Raw genomic sequence first — 24084 nt, forward strand, 5'->3', positions numbered from 1 at the left:
ATCGACGGGACCGAGATGTTCGCCCGCTACGCCTATGCGCCCAACCGGCTCGGCTACTGCGGTCCCGCCGACGCGCGGGCGCTGCACAACGGATCGGCCGCCGACATCCGCGCCCTGGCCCGGCAGTTCTCCGGGGCCTGGCCCTACCTGCGGGCCATGTCGAGACTGACCGGCATCACCGATCCGCTCGACGGTCGCCTCGTCGAATCCTATTGGCTCGGTGGCGGGATCGGCGCCGACCTCGACGCGGGCGCGTTCACCACCGAACTGCTCACGATCATCGCGCCGATGGCCGGACACTACTGGTCGCACCTGACTGCCGACCTCGCCGAGGAAGCCGCCGCCAACCACGGATTCCACGTCTTCGGCGTGTATCCCTGGACCCGGCTGCTCGGCCGCGGCGCCGACGAGCACCCGATCCGCATCCTGGACAGCTGTCGCATCACCTGGGGGACCGTGGCGGCCCGGGACACCGGCGCGGTGTCTGTCCGCTGCCGGCGGCTGGTCCTGGACGGCCCGCTGCTGCGATTGTCCGCGCCGGCGCTCCAGCGCGCCGAGCTGGACGCCGATCACCTCGCGACCGAGGTGGCCGTCGGTGACCAGGTCGCGCTGCATTGGGGGCGCGTGTGCGGCCGGCTCGATTCCGCTCAGACGCGGGCGCTGGCCACCAGCACAGCACGGCAACTGCAGGTGACCAATCACCGGTTGGCAGGCACCGCGCGTACCGCGCAGCGGTAGTCATGGTCGAGCGCCGTGGCGGTCTTTCCGTCGAGCAGGTCGAGTCCACCGACACGGTCGCCACCGGTCAACCGAAGATGTGGGGGCGTAAGCCCGCTGCCGGGGCGTGACCCCGGTGCTGTGCGAAACGGGTGGCGGCCGGCAGCAGGATCCGCCGCTGTACCCCGAGCGGAATTCTCGCCGCGAAGGTCACCGAACCGGGTGTTCCCAGCATCATCAGCAGATGCGGTAGCCGGAGTTCCTGCTGCGAGTTCACGTTTCCGTCCCGCAGTGCCTGCCCGAGGGTTCTGGCGTACGACAGCAGCCACACCGGCCCCGGCGTGTAGAGGCTGCGGACGACGATGGGCGCGTCGGTGTCGTTGTACGGATCGATGTGGGGCACGCCGGGTTCGACGATCAGGTCGTCGCCGGGCGCCAGCCTGCGGGTCCGCCCGCCGGTCCGAAAGCCGGCCTGCGCGCCGGCCAGCAGGAACGAACGCTGGACGACACCGGTGTGCACATGCGCGGGCCCACGCCCGGTGCCCGGCGGCAGTACCCGGGTCATGCCGAGATACTGCCGCCCGGCCACGAAGAACCAGGGATGAATCTCGAGGCGCGCGCCGCCCTCGCCCGCGTAGATCTCGAAGATCGGCAGATCCCGCCGCAGCTCGCCGTCACGGGTCATGACGCTCCGGCACCGGATCGATCTCGGGCTCGGGCACCGTCACCCGGCGGGGATGCCGCACCGTCTTGTGCGGAAAGGTGGACTGGACATGCGCTTCGGCGGCCGACCCGGGGTCGACGTACACATACTCCGGCTTGCGCATCAGCGGCGCCACCACGTCGCGAGCGTGCCCGTCCGCGTCGGCGAGGAAACCGCCGAGCACGTCGGTACCGGCCGGGCACACCGCGACGCAGTATCCGGCGCGGAACTGCGGTTGGAACGACAGGCTCTGCCACACGGACAGGGTCTCGCTCGGTGTGACGCGGCGCCGGTAGTCGGCCGCATCCGCGCTGTCCACCACGTCCTCGACCCAGCCCGCGAAGTTGGACAGCTCATGATGATTGTTGTGCGTGTAGCAGGCGTCGAAGTCGAATTCCCCGTCGGCATGAATCGCCCCGACCGGGCACGTGGTCACGCACAGCCCGCAATCTATGCACGGATTCGACAGGACCGGCTGCGAGTACCGGGAGACCGGCCGGTCGATCAGAATCGTGCCGAGCACGACGAAGGTCCCGAACTTCGGGTGAATGACGTTGCGGTGCAACCCCATCTGCCCCAGTCCGGCGGCCACCGCCACCAGCTTGTGGGAGACCACCCAGCTGCGGTTGGGGAACCGGTGGATCTCGGCCGGGAATCCGGACGCCGGATAGAGCGCGCGCACGCCGCGGCGCTGCAATTCCAGGCAGATGTGCCGCGCGGCTTCGTGCGCCAGCTCCTGGGTGGTGGCGACATCACGGTTGGCGGCGCTGGCCGATCTGCTCTGCAGGTTGTCGCGGCTGGTGCGCAGGCAGAATCCGATCAGGGCGCGGGTTCCGGGCAGTGCCTCGAGGACGTAGTCGCGTTCGCCCTCGAGACCTGGGGTTGCCAGTGCCGTGAATCCGACATCGTCGACGCCCGCGGCCAGGCATATCTCACGCAGCCAGTCGGCATCGAGGTCCGCGGGCGGCTCGGCGGGCGCCTGTTCGGCTCTGGCAGCCGCGACCGTCGGATGCGGCCGCTCGCGCGAGCCCCGCTGGACCGGAACGTGCAGCGGATTCCACGACCGCTCGGCGTCGTTCACGACGGCTCCGGCCCGGCGTCGACACCATCGGGCGGCATGATCCCCGTATCCACGTAGCGCACGGTCTTCTGCTTGTATCTCTTGCGCGCGTGCGCTTCCGCGTTCGATCCGGGGCTGACGTAGACGTTCTCGGGCTTGCGCTGCACCGGGCGCAGCACCAGCTGCAGGTGGCCCTTGCGGTCGTCCAGATACGGCCCGATCACGTCCTCGCCGGCGGGGCACACCGAGACGCAGTAGCCGGAACGATACTGGCGGCGGGACTGCATGGTGGTCTCGCTCGGGCTCACGCGCCGGCCGTAATCATCGGCGTCGGCGCTGTCGGCCATGGTTTCGACCCAGTCGGCGAAGTTGTTCACGAACTGGTTGTAGGTGTGGGTGTAGCAACTGTTGAAGTCGAAACTACCGTCGGTGTGTATCGCGCCCACCGGGCACGCGGCCACGCACAGATTGCAGCCCAGGCACGGATTCCAGTCCAGCGGCTGGGAATACGGCGCAATCGGCGCGTCGGTCAGCACGGTGCCGAGCCCGACGAAACTGCCGAACTTCGGATGGATCACGCAGCGATGAATTCCCATGTGCCCCAAACCCGCCGCCACCGCCACCGGCTTGTGTGACACCGTCCAGCCCCGGCTGGGCAGCCGGTGCGCTTCGACGGGAAAGGTCACCGACGGGTACATTGCACGAAATCCACGGTCCTGCAACGCGATACAGATCTTGTGGCCGATCCGGTCGAGCACCGGTATCGCGGTGTCGATCTCGGTATTGACCATACTGGCCGCCCGGCTGCGAAAGTTGTCCCGCGCCAACCGCACACAGACCGCGATCAGCGACCGCGTGCTCGGCAGCGCTTCGCGCACATAGTCGACCTCCCCTTCCAATCCAGGGGTGTCCAGCGCCACGAAGCCGACGTCGTCAGCTCCGGCATCCAGGCACATCTGCCGTAGTTCGGCCGCATCCACTGTTCGGGTCATGTCGTACCTCCCAGAGATACAGACGCCGCCCGACCCGGGAATTCATCGGTGGGCCGGTATTTCGTCGTGCGACCCGCCGGTCACGCTGGACCGGGCCGGGTCATCGGATCGTGTTGGAGGCGATAGCCGAGTGTTGACAGAGTTAGTGAGGTTTGCCTTGCCTTATTTTGTATGGTCTAGTGATTGCGAACCAGTAGCCACGCGCGGAGGAGGATCGTCATCGCGAACGGGAATCGGCACGATCGTGCTCTCAGTCGTCGGCGATTGTTCGCGGTGGCGGGGTTGGCCGGGGTGAGTGCGGGCCTGGCGGCGTGCGGTGGTGGCGCGGAAAACTCGCGCGACGGTGCGGGGAGCTGGGAGTTTCCCGATGGTCGTGGCGGTACTGTGCGCGCGGGCGGGATACCGCGCCGGGTGGTCGCGTTCACCGGTTCGGCGGGTGCGCTGGTCGATTACGGGGTGCGCGAGCGCATAGTGGGCATCTTCGGCGAAGCCCACGCACCGCACTTGCTGGGTGACCTCGATCCAGCCTCGGTGACTGTCGTCGGGGACGGGTGGGGTGAGTTCGACATCGAGAAGTACGCGACACTGGAGCCCGACCTGCTCGTCACCGATTCCTATGTGCCGGGCCGGCTGTGGTATGTCCCGGACGACAACCTGACCAAGATCGAGTCAGCGAACCCGGATGTTGTCGCCATGGAGGTCTCCGGTCGGAGTCTGTCCGAGATCATCGCGCGATACCGGGCGCTGGCCGAGGCACTCGGTGCCGATACCGCCGTCCCCGCGGTCGTCGCGGCGGAGCGGCGGTTCGCCGCCGCGTCGCAGGCGGTGCGAGATGCCGTGGCGTCGCGCCCCGGTCTGCGGGTGCTCGCCGCCTCGGCGTCTCCGGAGCTGTTCTACGTCTCCGATCCACGTGCCTCGGCCGACCTGCGTTACTTCACCGAGCTCGGCGTCGAATTCGTTGTTCCCGATCAGGTGGACCTCGGTGGCTACTTCCAGTCGCTGAGCTGGGAGATGGCGGACCGGTACCCGGCGGATCTGATCCTGCTCGACGACCGATCCACCAGCTTGCCGCCGGACACGCTCACCGGCCGGCCGGTGTGGCGGGGCCTGCCCGCGGTCGCGGCCGGACAGGTCGCGTCATGGTCGCCGATCTTCCGGTTCTCCCACGCCGCCACCGCGCCCCTGCTGGAACGGCTGGCGGCCACGATACGGGAGTCGCGAAAAGTGCTCTGACTGGCCGGACGTGGGATTCTGGCCCACCCTCTGAGACCGTCAGGCCGTTTCGATTTCCGGTCTTCGCCTGCGGACGCCGTACCCCCAACCCGGCAGGTGGTCGTGTCGAAGGATGGTGGCGTGCGGGGAGTGTCGGCGATGACGGCTAGGCTCGTCGGAACCCGTCTTTTTAGCCACCACAATCAGGGGGAACCAACGATGTCCGACTCAGGTCCGCGCGCCACCGACAGTATGCCGGGGCCGTTGTTCAGTGCTGAACGGCCCAGCGACGCAACCGCATCGACCGTCGATCCGGTCCCCGGTAACCAGTTTCCCGTCTTCCTGGCCGCGCCGGCCCCGGCGGAGGTCCCCGGGGCGGCAGGGTCGTACTGACCGCCGTTCGGAGCAAGGCTCGGCGAGTTGCCGCACGACCGTAGGCTCAGACCGGGTTGTCGACGAACTCGACCATGTCGGCATGCGGGTCCGATCGAGCAGCGGAACGGGCTCCGGTGGTCAGCCGGTGACAGCGCCGTGGGCGGCTGAGCTGACCAGCTTGCGGTACTTGGCCAGGACGCCGGAGGTGTACTTGGTCGGCAGCGGCTCCCAGCCGATCTTGCGGGCCGTCAGTTCGGCCTCGTCGACCTCGACATCGAGGATGTGGTTGGCGACGTCGAGGGCGATCGGGTCGCCGTCGCGGACGAAGGCGATCGGGCCGCCGTCGACGGCTTCGGGAGCGACGTGGCCGACGCACAGTCCCGTGGTGCCGCCGGAGAAGCGGCCGTCGGTGAGGAGCAGGACATCTTTGCCCAGGCCGGCGCCCTTGATCGCACCGGTGATGGCGAGCATCTCGCGCATGCCCGGGCCGCCCTTGGGGCCCTCGTAGCGGATGACGACCACGTCACCGGCCACGATCGTGCCGTTCTCGAGCGCGTCCATCGCGGCGCGTTCCCCGTCGAAGACGCGTGCCGTCCCCCGGAAGACGTCGGAGTCGAAGCCGGCGCTCTTCACCACGGCGCCTTCGGGAGCGAGGGAGCCGTGCAGGATGGTGAGTCCGCCGGTCCGGTGGATCGGCCGATCGAGGCGGCGGATGACGTCACCGTCGAGGCCGAGCTCGATCGAGGCCAGATTCTCGGCCATCGTCTTGCCGGTGACGGTCATGACATCGCCGTGCAGCAGGCCCGCGTCCAGTAGCGCCTTCAGCACGACCGGGATGCCGCCGACCTTGTCGACATCGTTCATGACGTAGCGGCCGAACGGCTTGAGATCGCCCAGGTGCGGCACCTTCTCGCCGACGCGGTTGAAGTCGGCGAGCGTGAGGCCGACGCCGGCTTCGCGAGCGATGGCCAGCAGATGCAGCACGGCATTGGTCGACCCGCCCAGCGCCATGACGATCGTGATGGCGTTCTCGAACGCCTCCATCGTCATGATGTCGCGCGCGGTGATCCCTTGGCGCAGCAGCTCGACCACGGCCTCGCCGGATTTGCGGGCGTACTCGTCACGGCGCCGGTCGGGGGCGGGCGGGGCGGCCGAGCCGGGCAGGCTCATCCCCAGCGCCTCGGCCACCGAGGCCATGGTGTTGGCCGTGTACATGCCGCCGCATGCGCCTTCGCCCGGACAGATCGCCCGCTCGATGCGATCGACCTCCTCACGGGTGATCAGGCCCTTGATGCACGCGCCGACAGCCTCGAACGCGTCGATGATCGTGACGTCGCGGCCGTCGACATTGCCCGGCAGGGTTGACCCCGCGTAGAGGAAGACACTCGCCAGGTCCAGCCGCGCGGCCGCCATCAGCATGCCGGGCAGGCTCTTGTCGCACCCGGCGAGCAGCACCGACCCGTCGAGCCGCTCGGCCATCATCACGGTCTCGACCGAGTCGGCGATGATCTCGCGGCTGACCAGCGAGAAGTGCATGCCCTCGTGGCCCATGGAGATACCGTCGGACACCGAGATCGTGCCGAACTCGAGTGGATAGCCACCCCCGGCGTGGACGCCCTCCTTGACCGCCTTGGCCAGCCGGTCGAGGGACAGATTGCAGGGGGTGATCTCGTTCCAGCTGGACGCGACACCGATCTGCGGTTTGGCCCAGTCCTCATCACCCATCCCGACCGCGCGGAGCATGCCCCGGGCAGCGGTTTTCTCGAGTCCATCGGTGACATCCCGCGAGCGGGGCTTGATGTCGATCGACCGGTCGGTGTGATCTGCCATCATCCCAGCCTACGAGCCGCGGGCGGGTTATCGCGCCGAGGCACGCACTGCCTCTTTGGTCCTGGTAGGGCAGTTTGCGGTGGCAGTGCACACTCCGCAGCAATCGGCGGCTGAACAGGCAACACCGCACTGTGATTCGATGTCGAGCTCACTCGGTCGGGCCGGGACGTTCTCCGGTCGCGACGGGGATCTCCGGGATCAGGTGGCAGATCAGCAGTTTGAGAAAGAAGAGCGGGATGAACCACACCAGCAGCGCGGACCCGATCAGCAGCACGGTATTGCCGAGGAACCACGCCGGATCGCCGAGGAGCCACAGCCCGACGACGGCGAGATGCAGGGTGTGGGCCGCGACGAAGGCCAGACGACCCCGCGACGACCGTGTCCGGTGGTACCAGCGTTTCGCGGAGTTCGTGGCGTTGGTGAGCACGCCCCCGACGAGGTCGAGAACGACGAGGACGAGCACCACGCGTTCGGCGATGCTCCGGTCGGAAAGCTCTGGCCGGCAGTAGGTCAGGAGCAGCAGAACACAGACGGCGCCGCCGACGTACTCGACCGCCGACTCCGACCGGGTCTTGCCGGGGCCCATGAACTGTTCGATGCGGCCGGCCCACCCGGGTGACGTCGCGGGGATCGTCCAATCGGCTCGCAGATCAGTGCGCATGTCGAGGCTCCCACAATCCCGCGAGCAGATCGAAGATCTGATCGGGATCCGCACCGCCCGCGAGCGCCCAGTGGTCGCCCGCGCGGAGCACCGCGGCAGTGGCCGCGGTGAGGAGGTCGCGGTCGATGTCGGTGCGAACGATGCCGAGGTCGATCCCGTTGCCGATGACGTCGGTCAGCCAGGCATTTGTCGTCGTCGGGCCGAACCCGGGCCAGCGCGGCGTCGGCGAGACTGCGATCGAGCGGATTCTCCTCGAGGAAGCGTGTCAGACCGGCCGAATCCCGGCGTAGACCGCTCCAGAACGCCGTCGCCGAGGTGGCCGGTTGCCACGTTCCCAGCTGGAGTTTCAGGCGGTCCGCGACGTCTGCCAGCACCAGTCCGAGCAAATCGTCCTTGCCGTCGAAGTACTGGTACGCGGAGGTTTTCGAGATCCCCACGGTCGCGATGATCGTGTTGTACGACGCGGCTTCCGGACCATGCTGAGCGAACTCGGCCTTCGCCCCGTCGATGATGGCGCGCTGCCTGTCGGACGGGAGGCGATGAAAGCGGGGGAGAGGCACATCCCTCGGCGTCGCGCTGTTCCCTGCGGACTTCCCGGAGGTCGACTCATCGGATTGATGACATGTTCACATCGGCGGGGTTGGCGGCGTGTCGAGGTGTGGAGTCGCGGTGGGTGGGTATTGATTTCGGCGGGAGAACGCTAGCTCGGAGACCGGTCGATTGGATTGATGCTGGTCGGTAGCTGATGACGCCTTGGATGCCCTCCGTCGAGGGTGAACTCCTCGCGGAGAATGCCGTGTGTACGGCGGTTCTGTCGCCGAACGAAGCTCTGTACGGGTCGGTCGCTATGCGATAGCGTCGCCGCTGGCAATCGCCAGTTGGTATCCGTACGAAAGGGTTTGTGGGATGGCATTCGAAGTCAAGGGCACGATCGGCGACCACTACAACGAAGCGGGTGGCGCTTCGAGTCCGCTGGGCGAGCCGATCACCGAGGAACTGGACGCCGCGAACGGCGGCAAGTACCAGGAGTTCGCCGGCGGTGTCATCTACTTCAACCTCGCGACGGGAACCAAGACCGTCTACGGTGCGATCCGTCAGGCGTGGGAGGCCGAGGGTGGCGCGGGTGGCCGTCTCGGTTACCCGACCTCCGATGAGCAGGACATCGAGGGCGGCAAGATCAGCTACTTCGAGAACGGGTCGATCAGCTACTCGATCGCCGACGACGCGGTGACCGTGAACGCGAACTGACACCGGCACAGTCGTCACGGTGGGCACCGATCTGCGAGGCGGTGCCCACCGTGCTGTCAGCTACCGACGGTCAGCCGAGGAAGGTGTTGATCGACTTCTGCTCGGTGTAGGCCTCGATCGCCGCCGTGCCCAGCTCGCGGCCCCAGCCGGACTGCTTGTAGCCGCCGAAGGGCAGCGCGGCGTCGAAGGCGTTGTGCGCGTTGATCCATACCGTGCCCGCCTTGATCTGGCGCGCGGTGCGATGGGCCTTGGACACATCCCTGGTCCACACCGAGGCGGCCAGTCCGTAGGGCGTGTCGTTGGCTGCCGCGGCCACGCCCTCTTCGGCGTTGAACGGGGTCGCCACCACGACCGGGCCGAAGATCTCCTCGCGGTAGACGCTGAACGAGGACTCGACGTCGACGAATACCGTAGGTTCGACGAAGTAGCCGCTCTCGCCGTGGCGGCGCCCGCCCGTCAGTGCCCGTGCCCCCGCGCGCAACCCGGCATCGACATAGCCGAGGACCCGGTCGAGCTGGGTCTGCGACACCAGCGGGCCGACCTCGGTGGCCGGATCCAGGCCCGCGCCGATCTTGCTGGCCGCGGCGACCTCCGCGACGCCCCGGGTGAACTCGTCGAAGATCTTGTCCTCCACCAGCAACCGGGTGCCGCTGGTGCAGGTCTGGCCCTGGTTGAACAGGAACCCCGAGGCCGTGCCGGGGATCGCCAGGTCCAGGTCGGCGTCGGCGAAAACGACCTGCGGGCTCTTCCCGCCGAGCTCGAGGCTGACCTTCTTCAGGTTGCCCTTGGCGGCGTCGACGATGAGCTTGCCGACCTCGGTGGAACCGGTGAAGGCGATCTTGTCGACGTCGTCGTGGGCGGCCAGCGCGGCACCGGCGTCGCCGTAGCCGGTGACCACGTTGAGCACGCCGTCGGGCAGCCCGACCTCGGCCAGGATCTCGGCCAGGCGCAGCGCGGTGAGCGGGGTGTCCTCGGCGGGCTTGAGCACGACGGTGTTGCCGGTCGCCAAGGCGACGGGAATCTTGAACGCGGCCATCAGCAGCGGGAAGTTCCACGGGACGATCGCCCCGCACACGCCGATCGGCTCGCGCAGAGTGTAGGCGTGCCACTGGGTGCCGGGTGCCCACGGCACCGATACCGGGATGGTGCGGCCTTCGATCTTGGTGGCCCAGCCGGCGTAATACTCGAAAAGCTCGGCGACCCAGGTGATGTCGACGGCCTGGGCGACTGCGGCGGACTTGCCGTTGTCGAGCGATTCCAGCTGGGCCAGTTCCTCGGCATGGGCGTAGATCGCCTCACCGGCGCGGAACAGCAGACGCTGGCGCTGGGCCGGCGTCCACAGTGACCACTCGCCTTCGAACGCGGTCCGTGCCGCGCGCACCGCGCGATCGACATCGACGGCCTCGGCGTGGGCGACCTCGGTCAGCACCTGCCCGGTGGCCGGGTCACGGGTCTCGAACGTGCGGCCCGAGGCCGCGTCGACCCAGCGGCCACCGATGAACAACTGCTTCGGCGTGGACAGCCAGTCACGCACCTGCGGCAGCACCGGGGTGGTGGTGGGCTCGAGTACTTCGGTCATCGTGTTGCCTCCGGATCAGGAATGGTCGTGCACGAGCACGCCGCGGATGTTCTGGCCGTTGAGCAGGTCGTCGTAGCCCTGATTGACCTGGTCGAGGGTGTAGGTACGGGTGATGAGCTCGTCGAGCTTCAGATCGCCGCTCTGGTAGAGCCCCAGGATCTTGGGGATGTCGACGGTCGGGTTGCAGTCGCCGAAGAGGCTGCCGCGCAGTTCCTTCCGGAACAACGTCATGATCGATCCGGGGAGCTGGATGTTGATCTCGTCGAGCTTGTTGAGCCCGGTCAGTACGACCTTGCCGCCCTTGCCGACGGCATCGAAGCCGGCGCGGACGATCTCGGCGGTCATCAGGTCCGGGATCAGGATCGCGGCGTCGGCGCCCTGTCCGCGGGTCAGGTCGTTGATCGTGGCCAGCGCGTCACCGGCGTCGGCGAACGCGTGCGTGGCGCCGAGTTCGAGGGCTCGTTCGCGCTTGTTGTGCAGCGGGTCGACCGCGACGACGTAGCGCGCGCCGGCGAAGCGTGCGCCCTGCACCGCGTTGATGCCGAGCCCGCCGATGCCGAAGACGACCACGACATCACCGGGCTTGACCTCGGCGGTGTTGACCGCCGACCCCCACCCGCTGGGCACGCCGCAGCCGACCAGCACGGCCTTGTCCAGCGGCAGGTCATCGTCGACCTTGACGCAGGAGTTCTGGTGGATGACCCCGTACTGGCTGAACGTGCCGAGCATGCACATCGCGCCGTATTCACCGGCCGGTCCCCGCAGCGGGAAGCGGCCACCGGGCAGATAGCCCTCGAGGATCGTGGCACCCATATCGCAGATGGACTGCTGACCATTGGAGCAGTAGCGACAGGTGCCGCAGTTCGGGATGAACGAGCACACCACGTGATCGCCGGGCGCGACCCGGGTCACGCCGGGCCCGACCTCTTCGATGATGCCCGCGCCCTCATGGCCGAGCACCATCGGCAGCCGCGCTTCGAGGTCGCCGTGGGCGATATGGACATCGGAATGGCACAGCCCGCCGTAGAGGTACCGGATGAGTACCTCTCCCTCGCGAGGCTTGTCGAGTTCGAGCTCTTCGATCTCGATCGGCTTGCCGGGCTGGTAGACGACCGCGGCCTTGGTCTTCATGGCGGGTTCTCCTGATCCTCATTGATGCGCCCCGTCTGGAGTGACGGGAACCACATTCGCAACGGGGAGCTCCCGTGACTGTTCAGAAATTGGACAACCGTGACCCCGGTCACGATTGCTACGGTTGGCGCAGGCGAACCCGAGGTGAATGGAGTGGTCGAGGTGGTGGATCAGGTCGGGAGTGAAGTCAGGCGGGAACCGATCGCCGCGTCCTGGCATCGAGCGACGATGGCCGGACTCGAGCCGGGCTCGGCATTGGACACGATCAGCTATGTCGATATCGACGAAGCCAGTCCGCTCATGGCCGCGGCCGCGGTCGTGCTCGACGACCTCAACCATCGACTCGAGGGCACCAACTTCACCACGATCGTGGTCGACCGGGAAGGCCGCGTCGCGCACCAGTGGTGCGGTAATCGCAGCGCCCGGCAGGTCTTCGACGATCTGGGCGTCGACGTCGGCGCGTCTCTGCTCGAAGAGGCGGTCGGCACCACCGCGCCGGGTGTGGCCCTGGAGACCCGCACCAGCATCGCCGTCAACGGCGACGAGCACTTCGCCGTTCCGCTGCGGCGCATGAGCTGCTACGGACACCCCATCTTTCACCCCACCACCCGTCGGATCGAGGGCGTGCTCGACCTGTCGGCGGTTGTCCAGGAAGCCAGCCCGCTGCTGCCGCCGCTGGTCGCCCGCGCGGTCGCCGATATCGAGCAGCGGCTGCTCGACGGTTCCCGCATCTCGGACAAGGAACTGCTCGCGGCGTTCCAGGCCGCAGGCACGCGCCGCCGCGCGGTGCTGGCCATCGGCCGTGACCTGCTCATGTCCAACCAGGCCGCCGCCGATCTGCTCGGCGCCACCGACTTCGCGTTGCTGCGGATGATGGCACCGGATGTACGCCGCAGTTCGGTCTTCGATCTGACGCTGGAATCCGGGATGGCGGTGCGTGTCGAAGCGACCCGGGTCGGTGGCCCGGCCGGGGGAACGTTGCTCAATGTCGAACCGCTGGAGCGGGCGAGCATCGCCTACTCCCGTCGAGCGCTCGAGCCCGGCGATCCGCTGCTGGTCGCCGGCCCACCGGGTTCCGGGCGCTCGCGCACCGCGCGCGAACACGCCACCGAGCAACCGGTCACCGTCCTGACCGCCGCCAACGCCCTGCTCGACGGCAGCGACGTGTTCGCCCGCGACTTCGCCGCGCTGGTCCGCGCCCGGCAGGGCACCGTCTGTATCGACGGCCTGGACCTGTTGCCCGACGATCTGATCGATCTCGTCGCCACCCATGTCGCCGATCGGCAGGTGCCGCGCGTCGTGCTGGTCACCGGAGCGGTGGAAACCCTCACCGGCCGCGCTGCCGCGCTGGCCGCGGAATGCACCGACCGCATCGAACTCGGGCCACTGAGCAACCGCCGCGGTGAGATCCCGGCGCTGGTCGCGGCGATGCTGCGCGAGGCGGGCGCGGACAGCTCGCTGTATTTCACGCCGGGGGCATTGTCGGCGCTGTCCGCACACCACTGGCCCGGCAATCTGCGCGAATTGCGCGCGGTGATCACCGAGGTCATCCGGCACCGGCGCACCGGCGCGGTCGTGCTCAACGACCTACCCGAGGCCTACCGCGCGCAGCAGCCGACCCGGCAACTGATGCCCATCGATCGCGCCGAACGCGACGTCATCGTCGAGGCCCTGCGCACGTTCGACGGCAACAAGGTCAAGACAGCGCAGGCCCTCGGAATTTCGCGAACGACGCTCTACGCGAAGATGCGCGCGCTGCGCATCACCGTCTACTGACGGCGGCACCCGGCTGCGCTGTACCCGGCTCATCCATGGCAGCCGCTACGCCGCACCGACACACTGTGTGTGCGGCGCCACAGTCGAGATCACCGAGAGTCAGGCGACTTCGCCGATATCGCCGATGACGCTGCGCAGCTGGGCGCGCCCGTCGGCGAGGTTGTAGGTCACACAGGCGATGGCCAGCTCGCCGGCGTCGACGCGGTCGGAGATGGTCGACGAACGCTGCATGAGCAGGCGCGCGGTTTCCGCCACATGGCGGGCCTCCAGGTCGTCGACGTTGGTCAGGCCTTCCCGGCGCCCGAGCAGGATCGACGGCGTGACGCGTTCGACGACGCTGCGGATGAACCCGCCCGGCACCGTCCCGTTGTCGAGCGCATCGATCGTCGCGGCCACCGCGCCACACGAGTCGTGGCCGAGGACCACGATCAGCGGCACCTGCAGCACCGCGACGCCGTATTCGATCGAGCCGAGCACCGAACTGTCCACCACATGACCCGCGGTGCGCACGACGAACATGTCCCCGAGCCCGCGGTCGAAGATGATCTCGGCGGCGACCCGGGAGTCGCCACACCCGAACAGGATCGCCGAGGGCTGCTGGCCACCCGCCAGCTTGGCGCGATCCGCGGCGCCCTGGCTGGGGTGCTGCAGGGTATCGGTGACGAAACGGTCATTTCCAGCACGCAGGGACTTCCACGCGGCAACAGGATTCGAATGCGGCATAACACCCATATTGCCCGAATTGCGATGCGTGGTGACAAGGACCCCCGGCTGCTGCGTCTCCCCGCCACGCGCCCGGTGAACTGGCTGTCGATCCGGAGCCATCCGGCCGGGCGGGCTGGCCGAACTCCGTTGCGTCCACCTCAGCGCGGCATCTCGCCGCCCTCTCGGAAGCGACGGAATGACCATGCGAACTCTGCGCAGCACACTCGTGGCGGCAGCACTTCTCGGCTCGGTACTCGGCGCCTCGGCCTGTTCCGACGACGATTCGACCACTTCGGCGACCACTTCGGCGACGACCACCTCCGCGGCGATGACCACGTCCGCGGCGAACGGATCCGGCGCGTCGGGTCTCGTCGGCCCCGGATGTGCCGAGTACGCCGCCCAGGTCCCCAGCGGCCCCGGCTCGGTGAGCGGGATGGCTCAGGACCCGGTGGCCGTCGCCGCGTCAAACAACCCGATGCTCACCACACTCGTGGCGGCGGTGTCGGGCGAACTCAACCCGCAGGTCAACCTGGTCGACACCCTCAACGGGGGCCAGTTCACCGTCTTCGCGCCCGTCGATTCCGCGTTCGCGAAGATCGATCCGGCCACCGTCGAGTCGTTGAAGACCGATTCGGCCACGCTCACCCAGATCCTGACCTACCACGTGGTGCCGGGTCAGCTCGCGCCGCAGGACGTCGCGGGCACGCACCAGACCGTCGAGGGCTCCGAGGTCACGGTGACCGGCTCGGGCGACAGCCTGAAGGTCGGCGACGCGTCCGTGGTCTGCGGTGGTGTGCGCACGGCGAACGCGACGGTCTACATGATCGACAGCGTGCTCATGCCGCCCGCGGCGTGAGGTCCACGATGGTCACGCCGCCGGGAACCGTAGAGTTGCGGGAGAAAGTCTTCGGCGGCGCCCATCCGTACCGCGGGGCTGGCCGAAGTCCCTCTCATGCTGATGCACGCAGGGACCACACGATGACGAACCACCCGGGCTCCTCACCGATCCGGTTGCGCGTGGTGACCGATCCGGCGCCCGCCTGCCCGGCGCCCGCCAAACCCGACCACGCCGTGCAAGCCCGGCTGGTGATCCTGCTCGGCGAGATCGCGTCCGGGGACCGGACGGCGTTCGCCGAGTTCTACCGTGCCACCAGTCCCCGGGTGTTCGGGCTCGCGCTGCGGGTGGTGCGCAACCACGGCGCCGCCGAGGACATCGCGCAGGAAGTATTTCTGCAGGTCTGGTCGCTGGCGGGGGAGTACGACGTCGGCAAGGCCAGCCCGATCGGCTGGCTGATGATGCTGACCCACCGTCGCGCGGTCGACCGGGTGCGCGCCGAACAATCGGCGACCAGCCGCGACCTGGTGTTCGGCCACACCCACCTCGGCCGTGACCACGACATCGTGGCCGAGGAGGTCACCCAGCGACTCGACGAGCAGTCGGTCCAGGACTGTCTCGAAACGATGACCTACCTGCAGCGTGAGGCCGTCGCGCTGGCCTATTACAGCGGGCGCACCTACGCCGAGGTCTCCGAGACCCTGGACGTGCCGTTGCCGACGGTGAAGAGCCGGATCAGAGACGGCTTGAAGCGACTCGAAAACTGTTTGACCGGAGGGAATTCCCGATGAGCGAGACAGATCGGCGGACCCCTCGGCCTTGGCTCGACGACGCCTACCCGTACGCCCTCGACGCGCTCGATCCCCGGCAGCGGCGCGCCATCGACGATGAGCTCGCCACGGCGGACCCCGAGCGCGCGCAGGAGTTCCTCGCCGCCGTGCATCGTATCCGCGAGACCATGGCCGCGTTGACCGTGTCGGACTCGGTGCCGCCGCCGGCCCGGCTCGAATCCGCGCTACTGCGGGCACTGGACCAGCTCGATCCGCAGGTGCGTCCGCTCGCCCGCCGGGACCCGCTCGGCAAGCGCTGGCGCCTGCGCTGGCTGACCGTCGCCGCGGCCGCGGTCGTCGCGGTCGGTATCGGCACCGGGATCGCGGTCGTGATCGACCATGCGAACGACGACACCGGCGCGATCACCGCGCAGCAGGTGGTCGAGGAGCCCGACAGCCGGGAGTCGTCGGTCGCGATCACCGGTGGCGGCGCGATGACGGTGCATCAGTCCGCGGCGCTGGGTGCCGCGGCGGTGTCGTTCAGCGACATGCCCGCGCTGCCCGCCGACCGGGCGTACCAGCTGTGGCGCGTGCCCGCGGGCGGCGCACCCCGCTCGGTGGCGGTCATGGACGGCCCCGCCTCGGTGGTCACCGCCGTCGACGCCGCCGACACCCTCGCGGTGACGGTCGAACCCGCCGGTGGTTCGGCCGGGCCGACCACACCACCGATCGTCAGCATGACAGTCGGCTGACCCGCCCGCGGCGGGCCGCGCCGGCACTCGATACCTCAGGAGTGACAGCATGGTCCGCCGCACCGCGTTCACCCATCGGCCACTGGGCCGCGCCACGGCCGCGCTCGCGGCGACGGCCGCCGCGACGACGGTGGTCGGCGTCGGGCACCTCGTCGCGGTGTTCATCGATCCGGCCGCCTCCCCGTTCTACGTCCTCGGTGCCACCGTCGTCGATCACACACCGAAATGGTTGAAAGACAGCGCTATCCGCTGGTTCGGTACGAACGACAAACTGGCACTGGCGATCACGATGGCCGCGGTCATGGCGGCGGCCGCCGCGCTGATCGGGCTGCTCGCCCGCCGCAGCCCCGTATCGGGTGCCACGGTCTTGGGTGTGCTGGGTGCCGCTGTCACGGTTCTCGCGGTACTGCGGCCGACCGCGGGCCCGGCCTTCGCGGTTCCCGCGCTGGTGGGAACGGCGGCGGGAATCGCCACGCTCGGCCTGCTTTTCGTCGTTCCGGTCCATCGGCCACCTGGTGACGGTCTCAGCCGGCGTGGCTTCCTGCTGGCCGTCGCGGGGGTGACCGCCGGGGCGGCGGCAGCGGGAGCGGCGGGCCGGATCATCGGTGGCCGGCTGCGCGATATCGGAGCCGACCGTGCGGCGTTCGTGCCACCGCGCGTCGCCGACCCGGCATCGCCGGTACTGCCGGAGATGGATCTTCCGGTGCCCGGCCTGACCCGGTTCGTCACGCCGGCCGCGGAGTTCTACCGCATCGACACGGCGCTGCAACTGCCGTCGCTGACGCGCGCGCAGTGGCGGCTGCGCGTGCACGGGATGGTGGACCGGGAGATCGTGCTGGACTTCGACACATTGAGCGCTCGCCGCGCCGTCGAATCCTTGATCACACTCACCTGCGTGTCGAACGAGGTCGGCGGCACGCTCGCCGGAACGGCCACCTGGACCGGCTATCGCCTCGCCGACCTGCTGGCGGAGGCGGGTCCGGCGCCCGACGCCGACATGGTCCTGTCGCGCAGCGTGGACGGCTTCACCGCAGGCACCCCGCTCGACGCGGTCCTGGGCAATCCGGACGCCCTGCTCGCGGTGGCCATGAACGGCGCTGCGCTGCCCGTCGCGCACGGCTATCCGGTGCGGATGATCGTGCCCGGTCTCTACGGTTACGTGTCGGCCACCAAATGGGTCGTCGACCTGGAGCTCACCCGCTTCGACCGGGCCCGTGCGTATTGGACCGAGCGTGGCTGGTCGGAGCGGGCGCCCATCAAGACCGCGTCGCGGATCGATGTCCCCGCCGCGTTCGCGACCCTCGCCGCCGGGCCGGTGACCGTGGCCGGTGTCGCCTGGGCGCAAGGACGCGGGATCGCCGCCGTCGAGGTGCAGGTGGACGACGGCCCGTGGCGGCAGGCCACGCTCGCCACGGCCTACTCGATCGACACCTGGCGGCAGTGGACCTGGACGTGGGATGCCGCGCCCGGCACGCACACGCTGCGCGTCCGTGCCGTCGACGGCACGGGCAACGTCCAGACCGAGGCCCGCACCGCGCCGTTCCCCGACGGCGCCACCGGGCGGCACACCCGGGTGGTGACGGTGCGCTGATTCCGGACCACCACGATCACCCATCTCCGGGCGGGTGCGGAGCGAACTCCCTGCGCACTACGGCACATCCGGTCGGGCGGCGTGACTGTGCGCTGGTCATCCCACGGACCCATCAGGAGGAAACTGTGAACAGCGACCTGGGCGAAGTAATCGTGGCGAGTACCGTCCGCGACGGCGACCACGAATTCGGAGTGGAGATCGCCGACCCCCGGCAGGACACCACAACGCAGGACTGGCACTGCACCTATCGCGTCGCGGGCACACGCACCCATCGAGTCCGCGGGCCGGACAGACTCGCTGCGGTGTACGCCGCCCTGATCGATATCCACAGTGCGACAGGCAGATTCGTCTCGCCGGACAACCCGGCCGATCCGCATCGGCTGCGCGAACCCCTGACCGACCGACCACGCGTCGGCGGCGCCTGCACGGCGAACGCCCGTGCATTCGGCCCGCCCCTGGGCGCACGGGCCGTCGACACCGCCGCCGGTCCGGTGGTGATCGTGATCGGGCGCCCTCGCCGCGACCCCCACCGCCCGCACACGTGCCTGTGCCCCTTCCGCATCGACGATCGCACCGAGGCCTTCGGACAGGGATTCGACGACCTCCACGCGGTGATGTCGGCGATCCGCTGGGTGAGCGCCCTCCTCGGAATACCGCGTGACTGGCCGACGCCGGCCGACCGAGCCGCGAGCCATTCCACCGTGGGTGCTGTTTCCCGGTATACCCGTGGGGGATGACGTGCCCCAGGCAGCCGGTCGGCGAGCTCGACGGTCTGCTACCTGCACCGCGCTACCCGCCCGGCGGATCGTCTGCCCACGGGCGGTGCGCAAGGGTGGTGACGGCTCAGCCGAACGGCCACCGTGTCAGGCGATCCGCGGCGCGCGACTCATAGGGGCGCGCGCCGAGTGCGCGCGCCCGGTGCTGCGCGGCGACCACCTCATCGCGCGCGCCCCGGAGACCGAGGATCCCGCGTGCGGTACCGCGGTAGAGCCCCGACGGTCCGAGACACACCAGTCCCGGCCACTGCACGATCAACGTCTCACCCCACCCCCGGGTCAGCGGTTCGAGTTCGGCGGCGAGCTCGACGACCCGGTCGCGAAGCCGCGGCGCGCGCTGACCGACCGCGAGCAGCGCCTCGACGAGCAACGGCACACGCACGACGACGCGCGGGCCGTGCCACCTCCCCAGTTGGGCGATGACGGACTCGATCGACGACATCGCCCGATCGTGGTCACCGATCTCCGCCGCGGCCATCGCGACCACGAGCGCGAAGTCCTCGTCGAAGTCCTCGGCCATGCGGTCCGCGTCGGCCAGTACCTCGCTGAGGCGTCCGCGGTGCCACAGCTCGATCGAACCGCTCGTCAGCATCGAGGCCTCGGCGAGCAGCCGCGCCCGATCGTCGACCGTGCCCAGATCGTCGGCGAAGTGCGTCATCAGCGCCCGAGACTGCCGGTAGTCGCCACGCAGCACGGCGAGCATCACCTGCCACCACAGCTGGGTGGCCGCGAGGTCGGTGCCGCCGTCGGCGGCGAGCCGGGCGAACTCGGCCGACAGTCGGCGGACCAGCCGCAGATCGCCCGCCTCGAGGGCACAGACACGGCGCAGATGGACCGCCGTCGCCCGCGCCGTGCGGTCGTGGCCCGCGAGCTCCTCTAGTTCCTCGGCGATCTCGTGCCGGTCGGCGACAGTTGTCGGGTCCCAGGTGCACACGAACTCGGCCAGCAGTACCTGTGGCCATGATCGACGCCCCGGCGCACTGCGCGCCCGCGCATCGGCCAGGGCGTCGAGATCGCCCGCGATACCGTGAATCGCGCGGTCGGTGGCCTCGACCGCTTCCACCTCGGCGACCAGGTCGGCGTCGAGATCGAGGCGATGAGCCAGGGCCTGCGCCCGCAGCCCCGACGAACCCGCTTGCACCACACCGTATCCGGAGAAGTAGCCGGCTACGCCACGCGGTGCGGCCAGCAGCGCGGTCCGCGCCAGCCCGGACCAGTCGCCGCGTTCACCGCATCGCCGACCGGCGCGGTCGAAACACGCGGCGGCCGCGTCGTAGTGTCCGAGACGGTTGTGCGCCTGTCCCGCAAGCCGATCGAACTCGATCAACAACTCCGCATCGCCGGGATCCGCGTGCCGGACCCCGCGAGCGGCGAGTTCGGCGCACTCGGTGGCCGCGTCCCGCCGCAGCGCGTCCCGGGCCGCGGCGACACAGGCGTGCGCCGCGGTGGCATCCAGCGAATCGAGTGCGGCGGCGCTGCGATGCCGTGCCTGCGCCGTGAGCGCACCGGGTCGCAGGTCGGCCAGCGCGTCCGCGATCCGCCTGTGCAACAGCGCCGTCCGTACCTCACCGATCGTGGCGAGCACGGCGGAGCGCACGAGTTCGTGCCCGAACGCGACGGTGCCGTCCTCGACCGAGACGACCCGCGCGGCGACGAGCTCACCGATCCGATCATCGAACCGTGGCGCACCGTCGGCGGCGGCGACCAGTCCGATCGAAGCCTGCGGACCGAGGACGGCCAGCACCTCGGCGAGCGCTCGCGCCGACGGCGATACCGCGCCCAGCTTCGCCGCCGTGATCTCGGTCGCGGCGCCGCCGACGTCCAAGAGGCGGCCGGCCCGAACGAGATCGCACAGTTGTGCCGCGACGAAGGGGCTGCCGCCGCTCAACTCGACGATCTGGGCGCGTACCTCGGGACCGGCCGAACCCGGATCGGCGCGCACCAACGCGTCCACGGCCGCGTCGGACAACGGCGGCAGGTCCACCGCGACATGGGCGCCCGCGGATTGGAGCAGCCGGACCGCGGCGCCCACCTCGGCCGGCAGCGGCTCGGGCCGGATCGTGAGCAGCAGCAAGACGGGATGAGCGCGCAGCACCCGCATGGCCGCCGCGATCATCCGCACCGAGTCGGGGTCGGCCCACTGCACGTCATCGATGATCGCGACCATTCGGCCGGTCTCCCGGGCCACGTCCGCGAACAATGTGGCGAGCGAGCGCGGCGTCGGAATGTCGGGGACGGCGCGCCCCGCCAGCGCGGCCTGATCCAGCCACGGCATCAGCGTCGCCAGAGCGGAAGCGCCCACCCCGCTGATGCCCGCGGTGAAGAAGGCCACATCGCCGTGGCGTCGCACAGTATCGTCGACGACGGCCGTCTTACCGATTCCAGGAGCGCCGCGCACCGTCACGACGGTCAGTCCCTGCTGCGACCGGTTTCGGGCGCGATCGAGGACTGCGGCGACGTCGTCACGTCCGACGAGGGCGGACCGCCCCGACACCGGGGCCGTCGACGGCGTTGCCGGATGGCGGATTTCGTTCTCGACCCGGAGGGTGTCGGGCGCGGGATCGAGCCCGAGATCGTCGCGCAGCGACCGGCGCAACCGGGCGAGAACGTCGAGCGCCTCCGAGGTCCGTCCGCAGTCGCGCAGCGCCAGCGCCAGCAGCCGTGCCGTGCCTTCCCGATGCGGATGCCGCTCGCGTTCGTCGGTGAGCAGTGTGACCGCGTGCCGGGCGCGACCCAGCACGATCAATCCCTCGGCGCACAATTCGATGAGCTCCGATCGCAGCTCATCCAGACGCGCCCGTTCGGGAGCGAGTTCGGCGACGTCGTCCACATCGGCGAGCGCATCGCCGCGCCACAGGCGCAACGCGCGTTCGAGCAGATCGACGGTTCGCCGGACGTCACCGTCGGCGTGTGCCGCCCGAGCGTCCCTGGACAGCACGTCGAGCAGATCCAGATCGGTGCCCGACCCGCCGCACCGCAGCACGTAGCCGTTCGGGCCCGTCTCGATCCGGAATTCGGGAAGTGGCCGCAGGGCCCGGCGCAATCGCGACACGTAGCCCTGCAAGGTGACCAGGGCGCTCTCGGGCGGGCTTCCCCGCCACAGCAGTTCGCACAGATAGCGCGCGCTGCGGGTGGTGCGCTCAGCCGCGAGGATGACCAGGAGGTCGGCGTGTTTACGCGCCGGGATGATGATGCGGGTGCCGTCCGAGCCGCGCACCTCCAGCGGCCCGAGCACCGCGATGGCGGGCAGGTCGTCGCCGGACCGGCCGCGCACCAGCGTCACACCAGCGCCCTCGTCGACTCTTGGCTCATGACACACATGCAAGCACTCCTGCCAACCCCGGCCACCAGCGAAGATCGGACCGTCGTCGGCGGCCCCTCTCGCCAGACTGTACTGCGAATGTGCGGTGCCGCGCTGACCGTCGGCGGCGCCCTGTGCATCGCGGGCGGCACGCTGCATCCGATCGTCGCGGGCAAGGGCCATTCGGTCGAGGCGCTCACCAGCCCGGGCACTCCAATCGCGCAGATCCTGCTCGGCCTGGGAACCGTCCTGCTGGTCCTCGGCCTGCCCGGAATGTACGTGTGGCTGCGGCCGAGACTCGGCACGGCCGGATTCATCGGCACGGTCTGCTACCTGGTCGGCAATATCGTCACCGCGACCGGTCATCTCACCGTCGAGCTGTTCGTCGCCTACCCGTTCGCGTCCGACCCCGACACCGCGCACCTGATCGCCGCCGACGACAACATGATCGACTCGACCGCGTTCGCACTGTTCAACACGCTCGGCGGTCTGGTCATGCTCGCCGGGATGGGTCTGCTGGGCGCGAGCATGCTGCGCAACAACACGGTTCCCCGCTGGATCGCGGTGCTCACGCTGCTCGGCATGGTCGGGTTCTTCCTCCCGATCCCCGCCACTCAGGGACTGTCCGGATTCATCTACGAAGCGCCGCGCGGCATCGCCGTCGTCGCCATCGGTGTCCTGATGTTGCGCCGGCCGGGCGGATTGCGCCGGTGGGCGAAGCACACGCGCGGCCTGTCATCGCCGGATCACCAGCGGACCGCGTGATCGGGCCGATCCGTGGCGCACTACCTCGAGCGCAGCGCGGTGCGCAGGCCACGCCGGATCGTTCCCGGCTCGGTGGGTGCCGCGGTGGGGAACTTGCGTTCGGACGCGGTTTCGGGGGCGTCGTCGGTGGTCGCCAGCAGGAACGAGTCGGGGAGGGCGAGCTTGTTGATCGTGCGCAGGGTGAGCAGGTACTGCCGGGGTAGCGGGCCGGTGGTGTAGGGCAGGTCGTACTTGTCACACAGCGCGCGCACCCGGACCGCGATCTCGGCGTAGCGGTTGCTGGGGAGATCGGGGAAGAGGTGGTGCTCGATCTGATGCGAGAGGTGGCCGCTGAGGAAGGCCAGGATCGGGCCCGCGTCGAAGTTGGCGGTACCGAGCATCTGGCGCAGATACCACTCGCCGTGGGTTTCGTGCTCGATCGCGGCCGGGGTGAATTTCTCGGCGCCGTCGGGGAAGTGGCCGCAGAAGATCACGACATAGGCCCAGAGGTTGCGCAGTGCGTTGGCGGCGATGTCGGCGGTGAGGGTGCGGCGCCAGCGCCGTCGGCTGAGGATCGGGAAGAACAGGTAGTCCTTGGCCGTCTGCCTGCCGATCTTGCGGACCAGAGCCTTGGTGTGCGCGGTCTTCTCGGCGGCGGTCGCGGCGCGGTCGCGTTCGGAATACAGGCCGTGCAGGGCGATGCCCCACTCGAAAGTGGCTGCCAGGAACAGGTTCTGCAGCGGTTGCAGGAGCAGGCGTGGTCGCCACTGCTGGTCCCTGGTCACCCGGATCACGCCGAATCCGACGTCGTCGTCCATACCGACCACGTTCGTGAACATGTGGTGGCGGTAGTTGTGCGAGTACCGCCATTGCGACGACACTCCGGCCATGTCCCATTCCCAGGTGCGGGAATGGATTTCGGGATCGTTCATCCAATCCCATTGGCCGTGCGACACATTGTGGCCGATCTCCATGTTCTCGATGCTCTTGGCCGCGGCCAGCGCCGAGGTGCCGACGAGCCAGCCCAGGCGCGAGCCGGTGCCTGCCAGGAGCAGCCGCGCACTCGCGTCGAGGATTCGCTGGAACGCGATCGTGCGCCGGATGTAGTCGGCGTCGGAAGTGCCGCGCCGCTCCTCGATGTCGCGCCGGATCGCGTCGAGTTCCTCGCCGAGCGCCTCGACATCGGCTTTGCTCAGGTGCGCGTAGACCGCGACTTCGGTAATGGCCATGGGGGTCCTCGCCTGGTCGTAGCATCGATCCTACGGATTCCTACAGTGGATATCTACGGTGTAGACGCACCGCGTAGAGGTGAAGGTGGCCGGGCGA

The 24084-nt window shown here is 69.1% G+C and carries 20 protein-coding genes and 1 pseudogene; 10 read left to right on the plus strand and 11 right to left on the minus strand.

The annotated features are described in order from the left end of the window. Positions 1–15: 15 nt before the first annotated feature. Positions 16–738, plus strand: a complete 723-nt coding sequence (locus NV348_RS31085; protein ID WP_447150047.1) for a DUF6390 family protein — start codon at positions 16–18, stop codon at positions 736–738. 67 nt (positions 739–805) lie between these two features. On the opposite strand, the gene NV348_RS31090 is transcribed toward NV348_RS31085, so the two are convergent. The 3 genes from NV348_RS31090 to NV348_RS31100 are packed head-to-tail and all read right to left on the minus strand — an operon-like array spanning position 806 to position 3472. Beyond that, positions 806–1402, minus strand: a complete 597-nt coding sequence (locus NV348_RS31090) for a cupin domain-containing protein (protein ID WP_447150048.1) — start codon at positions 1400–1402, stop codon at positions 806–808. Further along, complete coding sequence (locus NV348_RS31095; protein WP_447150049.1) at positions 1392–2501, minus strand: 4Fe-4S binding protein; 1110 nt, start codon at positions 2499–2501, stop codon at positions 1392–1394. Before NV348_RS31095 ends, NV348_RS31090 begins: the two co-directional genes overlap by 11 nt. Next, positions 2498–3472, minus strand: a complete 975-nt coding sequence (locus NV348_RS31100; RefSeq protein WP_447150050.1) for a 4Fe-4S binding protein — start codon at positions 3470–3472, stop codon at positions 2498–2500. Before NV348_RS31100 ends, NV348_RS31095 begins: the two co-directional genes overlap by 4 nt. A 291-nt stretch (positions 3473–3763) precedes the next feature. Between NV348_RS31100 and NV348_RS31105 the strand changes: the two genes are divergently transcribed. Next, the gene (locus NV348_RS31105; protein WP_447150051.1) at positions 3764–4705 is read left to right on the plus strand and encodes an ABC transporter substrate-binding protein; all 942 of its coding nucleotides are present in this window, start codon (positions 3764–3766) and stop codon (positions 4703–4705) included. Between the two features lie 492 nt (positions 4706–5197). On the opposite strand, the gene ilvD is transcribed toward NV348_RS31105, so the two are convergent. The 3 genes and pseudogenes from ilvD to NV348_RS31120 form a co-directional block, all read right to left on the minus strand. Then, a complete protein-coding gene (gene ilvD, locus NV348_RS31110; protein ID WP_447150052.1) occupies positions 5198–6889 on the minus strand; it encodes a dihydroxy-acid dehydratase in 1692 nt (563 codons plus the stop codon). 148 nt (positions 6890–7037) lie between these two features. Continuing rightward, on the minus strand, positions 7038–7550 hold the full coding sequence (locus NV348_RS31115) for a hypothetical protein (protein ID WP_447151234.1): 513 nt from the start codon (positions 7548–7550) through the stop codon (positions 7038–7040). 392 nt (positions 7551–7942) lie between these two features. Then, positions 7943–8110 (minus strand): annotated as a pseudogene (locus NV348_RS31120) (TetR/AcrR family transcriptional regulator); the annotation flags it as partial. Positions 8111–8456: 346 nt separating this feature from the next. Here NV348_RS31120 and NV348_RS31125 point away from each other — a divergent pair. Beyond that, entirely contained in the window at positions 8457–8798 is a 342-nt protein-coding gene (locus NV348_RS31125; RefSeq protein ID WP_447150053.1) for an LGFP repeat-containing protein, read from the plus strand. A gap of 70 nt (positions 8799–8868) precedes the next feature. On the opposite strand, the gene NV348_RS31130 is transcribed toward NV348_RS31125, so the two are convergent. Further along, a complete protein-coding gene (locus NV348_RS31130) occupies positions 8869–10377 on the minus strand; it encodes an aldehyde dehydrogenase family protein (protein ID WP_447150054.1) in 1509 nt (502 codons plus the stop codon). A gap of 15 nt (positions 10378–10392) precedes the next feature. Further along, positions 10393–11508 carry an NDMA-dependent alcohol dehydrogenase gene (locus NV348_RS31135; protein WP_189028321.1) on the minus strand — a complete coding sequence of 372 codons (1116 nt, stop codon included), beginning with the start codon at positions 11506–11508 and terminating at the stop codon, positions 10393–10395. Positions 11509–11661: 153 nt separating this feature from the next. On the opposite strand from NV348_RS31135, the gene NV348_RS31140 reads away from it, so the two are divergent. Beyond that, positions 11662–13284 carry a sigma-54-dependent Fis family transcriptional regulator gene (locus tag NV348_RS31140; RefSeq protein ID WP_447150055.1) on the plus strand — a complete coding sequence of 541 codons (1623 nt, stop codon included), beginning with the start codon at positions 11662–11664 and terminating at the stop codon, positions 13282–13284. A gap of 99 nt (positions 13285–13383) precedes the next feature. Here the strand turns inward: NV348_RS31140 and NV348_RS31145 are convergent, their stop codons facing one another. Then, entirely contained in the window at positions 13384–14007 is a 624-nt protein-coding gene (locus tag NV348_RS31145; protein WP_447150056.1) for a carbonic anhydrase, read from the minus strand. A gap of 184 nt (positions 14008–14191) precedes the next feature. Here NV348_RS31145 and NV348_RS31150 point away from each other — a divergent pair, with 184 nt between their 5' ends. The 5 genes from NV348_RS31150 (at position 14192) to NV348_RS31170 (ending at position 18674) form a co-directional block, all read left to right on the plus strand. After that, entirely contained in the window at positions 14192–14845 is a 654-nt protein-coding gene (locus NV348_RS31150; RefSeq protein ID WP_447151197.1) for a fasciclin domain-containing protein, read from the plus strand. Positions 14846–14967: 122 nt separating this feature from the next. Beyond that, positions 14968–15615 carry an ECF RNA polymerase sigma factor SigK gene (gene sigK / locus NV348_RS31155; protein ID WP_447150057.1) on the plus strand — a complete coding sequence of 216 codons (648 nt, stop codon included), beginning with the start codon at positions 14968–14970 and terminating at the stop codon, positions 15613–15615. Further along, entirely contained in the window at positions 15612–16346 is a 735-nt protein-coding gene (locus NV348_RS31160; protein WP_447150058.1) for an anti-sigma factor, read from the plus strand. The genes sigK and NV348_RS31160 overlap by 4 nt, the downstream gene beginning before the upstream one ends. Before the next feature lie 49 nt (positions 16347–16395). Further along, positions 16396–17937, plus strand: a complete 1542-nt coding sequence (locus tag NV348_RS31165; RefSeq protein ID WP_447150059.1) for a molybdopterin-dependent oxidoreductase — start codon at positions 16396–16398, stop codon at positions 17935–17937. 125 nt (positions 17938–18062) lie between these two features. Next, positions 18063–18674 carry a hypothetical protein gene (locus NV348_RS31170; protein ID WP_447150060.1) on the plus strand — a complete coding sequence of 204 codons (612 nt, stop codon included), beginning with the start codon at positions 18063–18065 and terminating at the stop codon, positions 18672–18674. A 106-nt stretch (positions 18675–18780) separates the two neighbouring features. Here the strand turns inward: NV348_RS31170 and NV348_RS31175 are convergent, their stop codons facing one another. Continuing rightward, a complete protein-coding gene (locus NV348_RS31175) occupies positions 18781–21996 on the minus strand; it encodes an ATP-binding protein (protein WP_447150061.1) in 3216 nt (1071 codons plus the stop codon). A gap of 27 nt (positions 21997–22023) precedes the next feature. On the opposite strand from NV348_RS31175, the gene NV348_RS31180 reads away from it, so the two are divergent. Beyond that, positions 22024–22779: a hypothetical protein gene (locus NV348_RS31180; RefSeq protein ID WP_447150062.1), complete on the plus strand. Its 756-nt coding sequence runs from the start codon at positions 22024–22026 to the stop codon at positions 22777–22779. A gap of 20 nt (positions 22780–22799) precedes the next feature. Here NV348_RS31180 and NV348_RS31185 read toward each other — a convergent pair whose 3' ends face one another. After that, positions 22800–23987, minus strand: coding sequence for a fatty acid desaturase family protein (locus NV348_RS31185; protein ID WP_447150063.1), 1188 nt, complete (start codon positions 23985–23987; stop codon positions 22800–22802). Between the last annotated feature and the right edge of the window lie 97 nt (positions 23988–24084).

The organism is Nocardia fodinahabitans, assembly GCF_052983615.1.

Bases quoted from the DNA above. Each gene is read 5' to 3' on its own strand.
- NV348_RS31100 (WP_447150050.1), bottom strand. From the start codon at position 3,472: ATGACCCGAACAGTGGATGCGGCCGAACTACGGCAGATGTGCCTGGAT.
- sigK (WP_447150057.1), top strand. From the start codon at position 14,968: ATGACGAACCACCCGGGCTCCTCACCGATCCGGTTGCGCGTGGTGACC.
- NV348_RS31160 (WP_447150058.1), top strand. From the start codon at position 15,612: ATGAGCGAGACAGATCGGCGGACCCCTCGGCCTTGGCTCGACGACGCC.
- NV348_RS31145 (WP_447150056.1), bottom strand. From the start codon at position 14,007: ATGCCGCATTCGAATCCTGTTGCCGCGTGGAAGTCCCTGCGTGCTGGA.
- ilvD (WP_447150052.1), bottom strand. From the start codon at position 6,889: ATGGCAGATCACACCGACCGGTCGATCGACATCAAGCCCCGCTCGCGG.
- NV348_RS31180 (WP_447150062.1), top strand. From the start codon at position 22,024: ATGACACACATGCAAGCACTCCTGCCAACCCCGGCCACCAGCGAAGAT.
- NV348_RS31185 (WP_447150063.1), bottom strand. From the start codon at position 23,987: ATGGCCATTACCGAAGTCGCGGTCTACGCGCACCTGAGCAAAGCCGAT.
- NV348_RS31090 (WP_447150048.1), bottom strand. From the start codon at position 1,402: ATGACCCGTGACGGCGAGCTGCGGCGGGATCTGCCGATCTTCGAGATC.
- NV348_RS31130 (WP_447150054.1), bottom strand. From the start codon at position 10,377: ATGACCGAAGTACTCGAGCCCACCACCACCCCGGTGCTGCCGCAGGTG.
- NV348_RS31115 (WP_447151234.1), bottom strand. From the start codon at position 7,550: ATGCGCACTGATCTGCGAGCCGATTGGACGATCCCCGCGACGTCACCC.
- NV348_RS31150 (WP_447151197.1), top strand. From the start codon at position 14,192: ATGCGAACTCTGCGCAGCACACTCGTGGCGGCAGCACTTCTCGGCTCG.
- NV348_RS31125 (WP_447150053.1), top strand. From the start codon at position 8,457: ATGGCATTCGAAGTCAAGGGCACGATCGGCGACCACTACAACGAAGCG.
- NV348_RS31165 (WP_447150059.1), top strand. From the start codon at position 16,396: ATGGTCCGCCGCACCGCGTTCACCCATCGGCCACTGGGCCGCGCCACG.
- NV348_RS31085 (WP_447150047.1), top strand. From the start codon at position 16: ATGTTCGCCCGCTACGCCTATGCGCCCAACCGGCTCGGCTACTGCGGT.
- NV348_RS31135 (WP_189028321.1), bottom strand. From the start codon at position 11,508: ATGAAGACCAAGGCCGCGGTCGTCTACCAGCCCGGCAAGCCGATCGAG.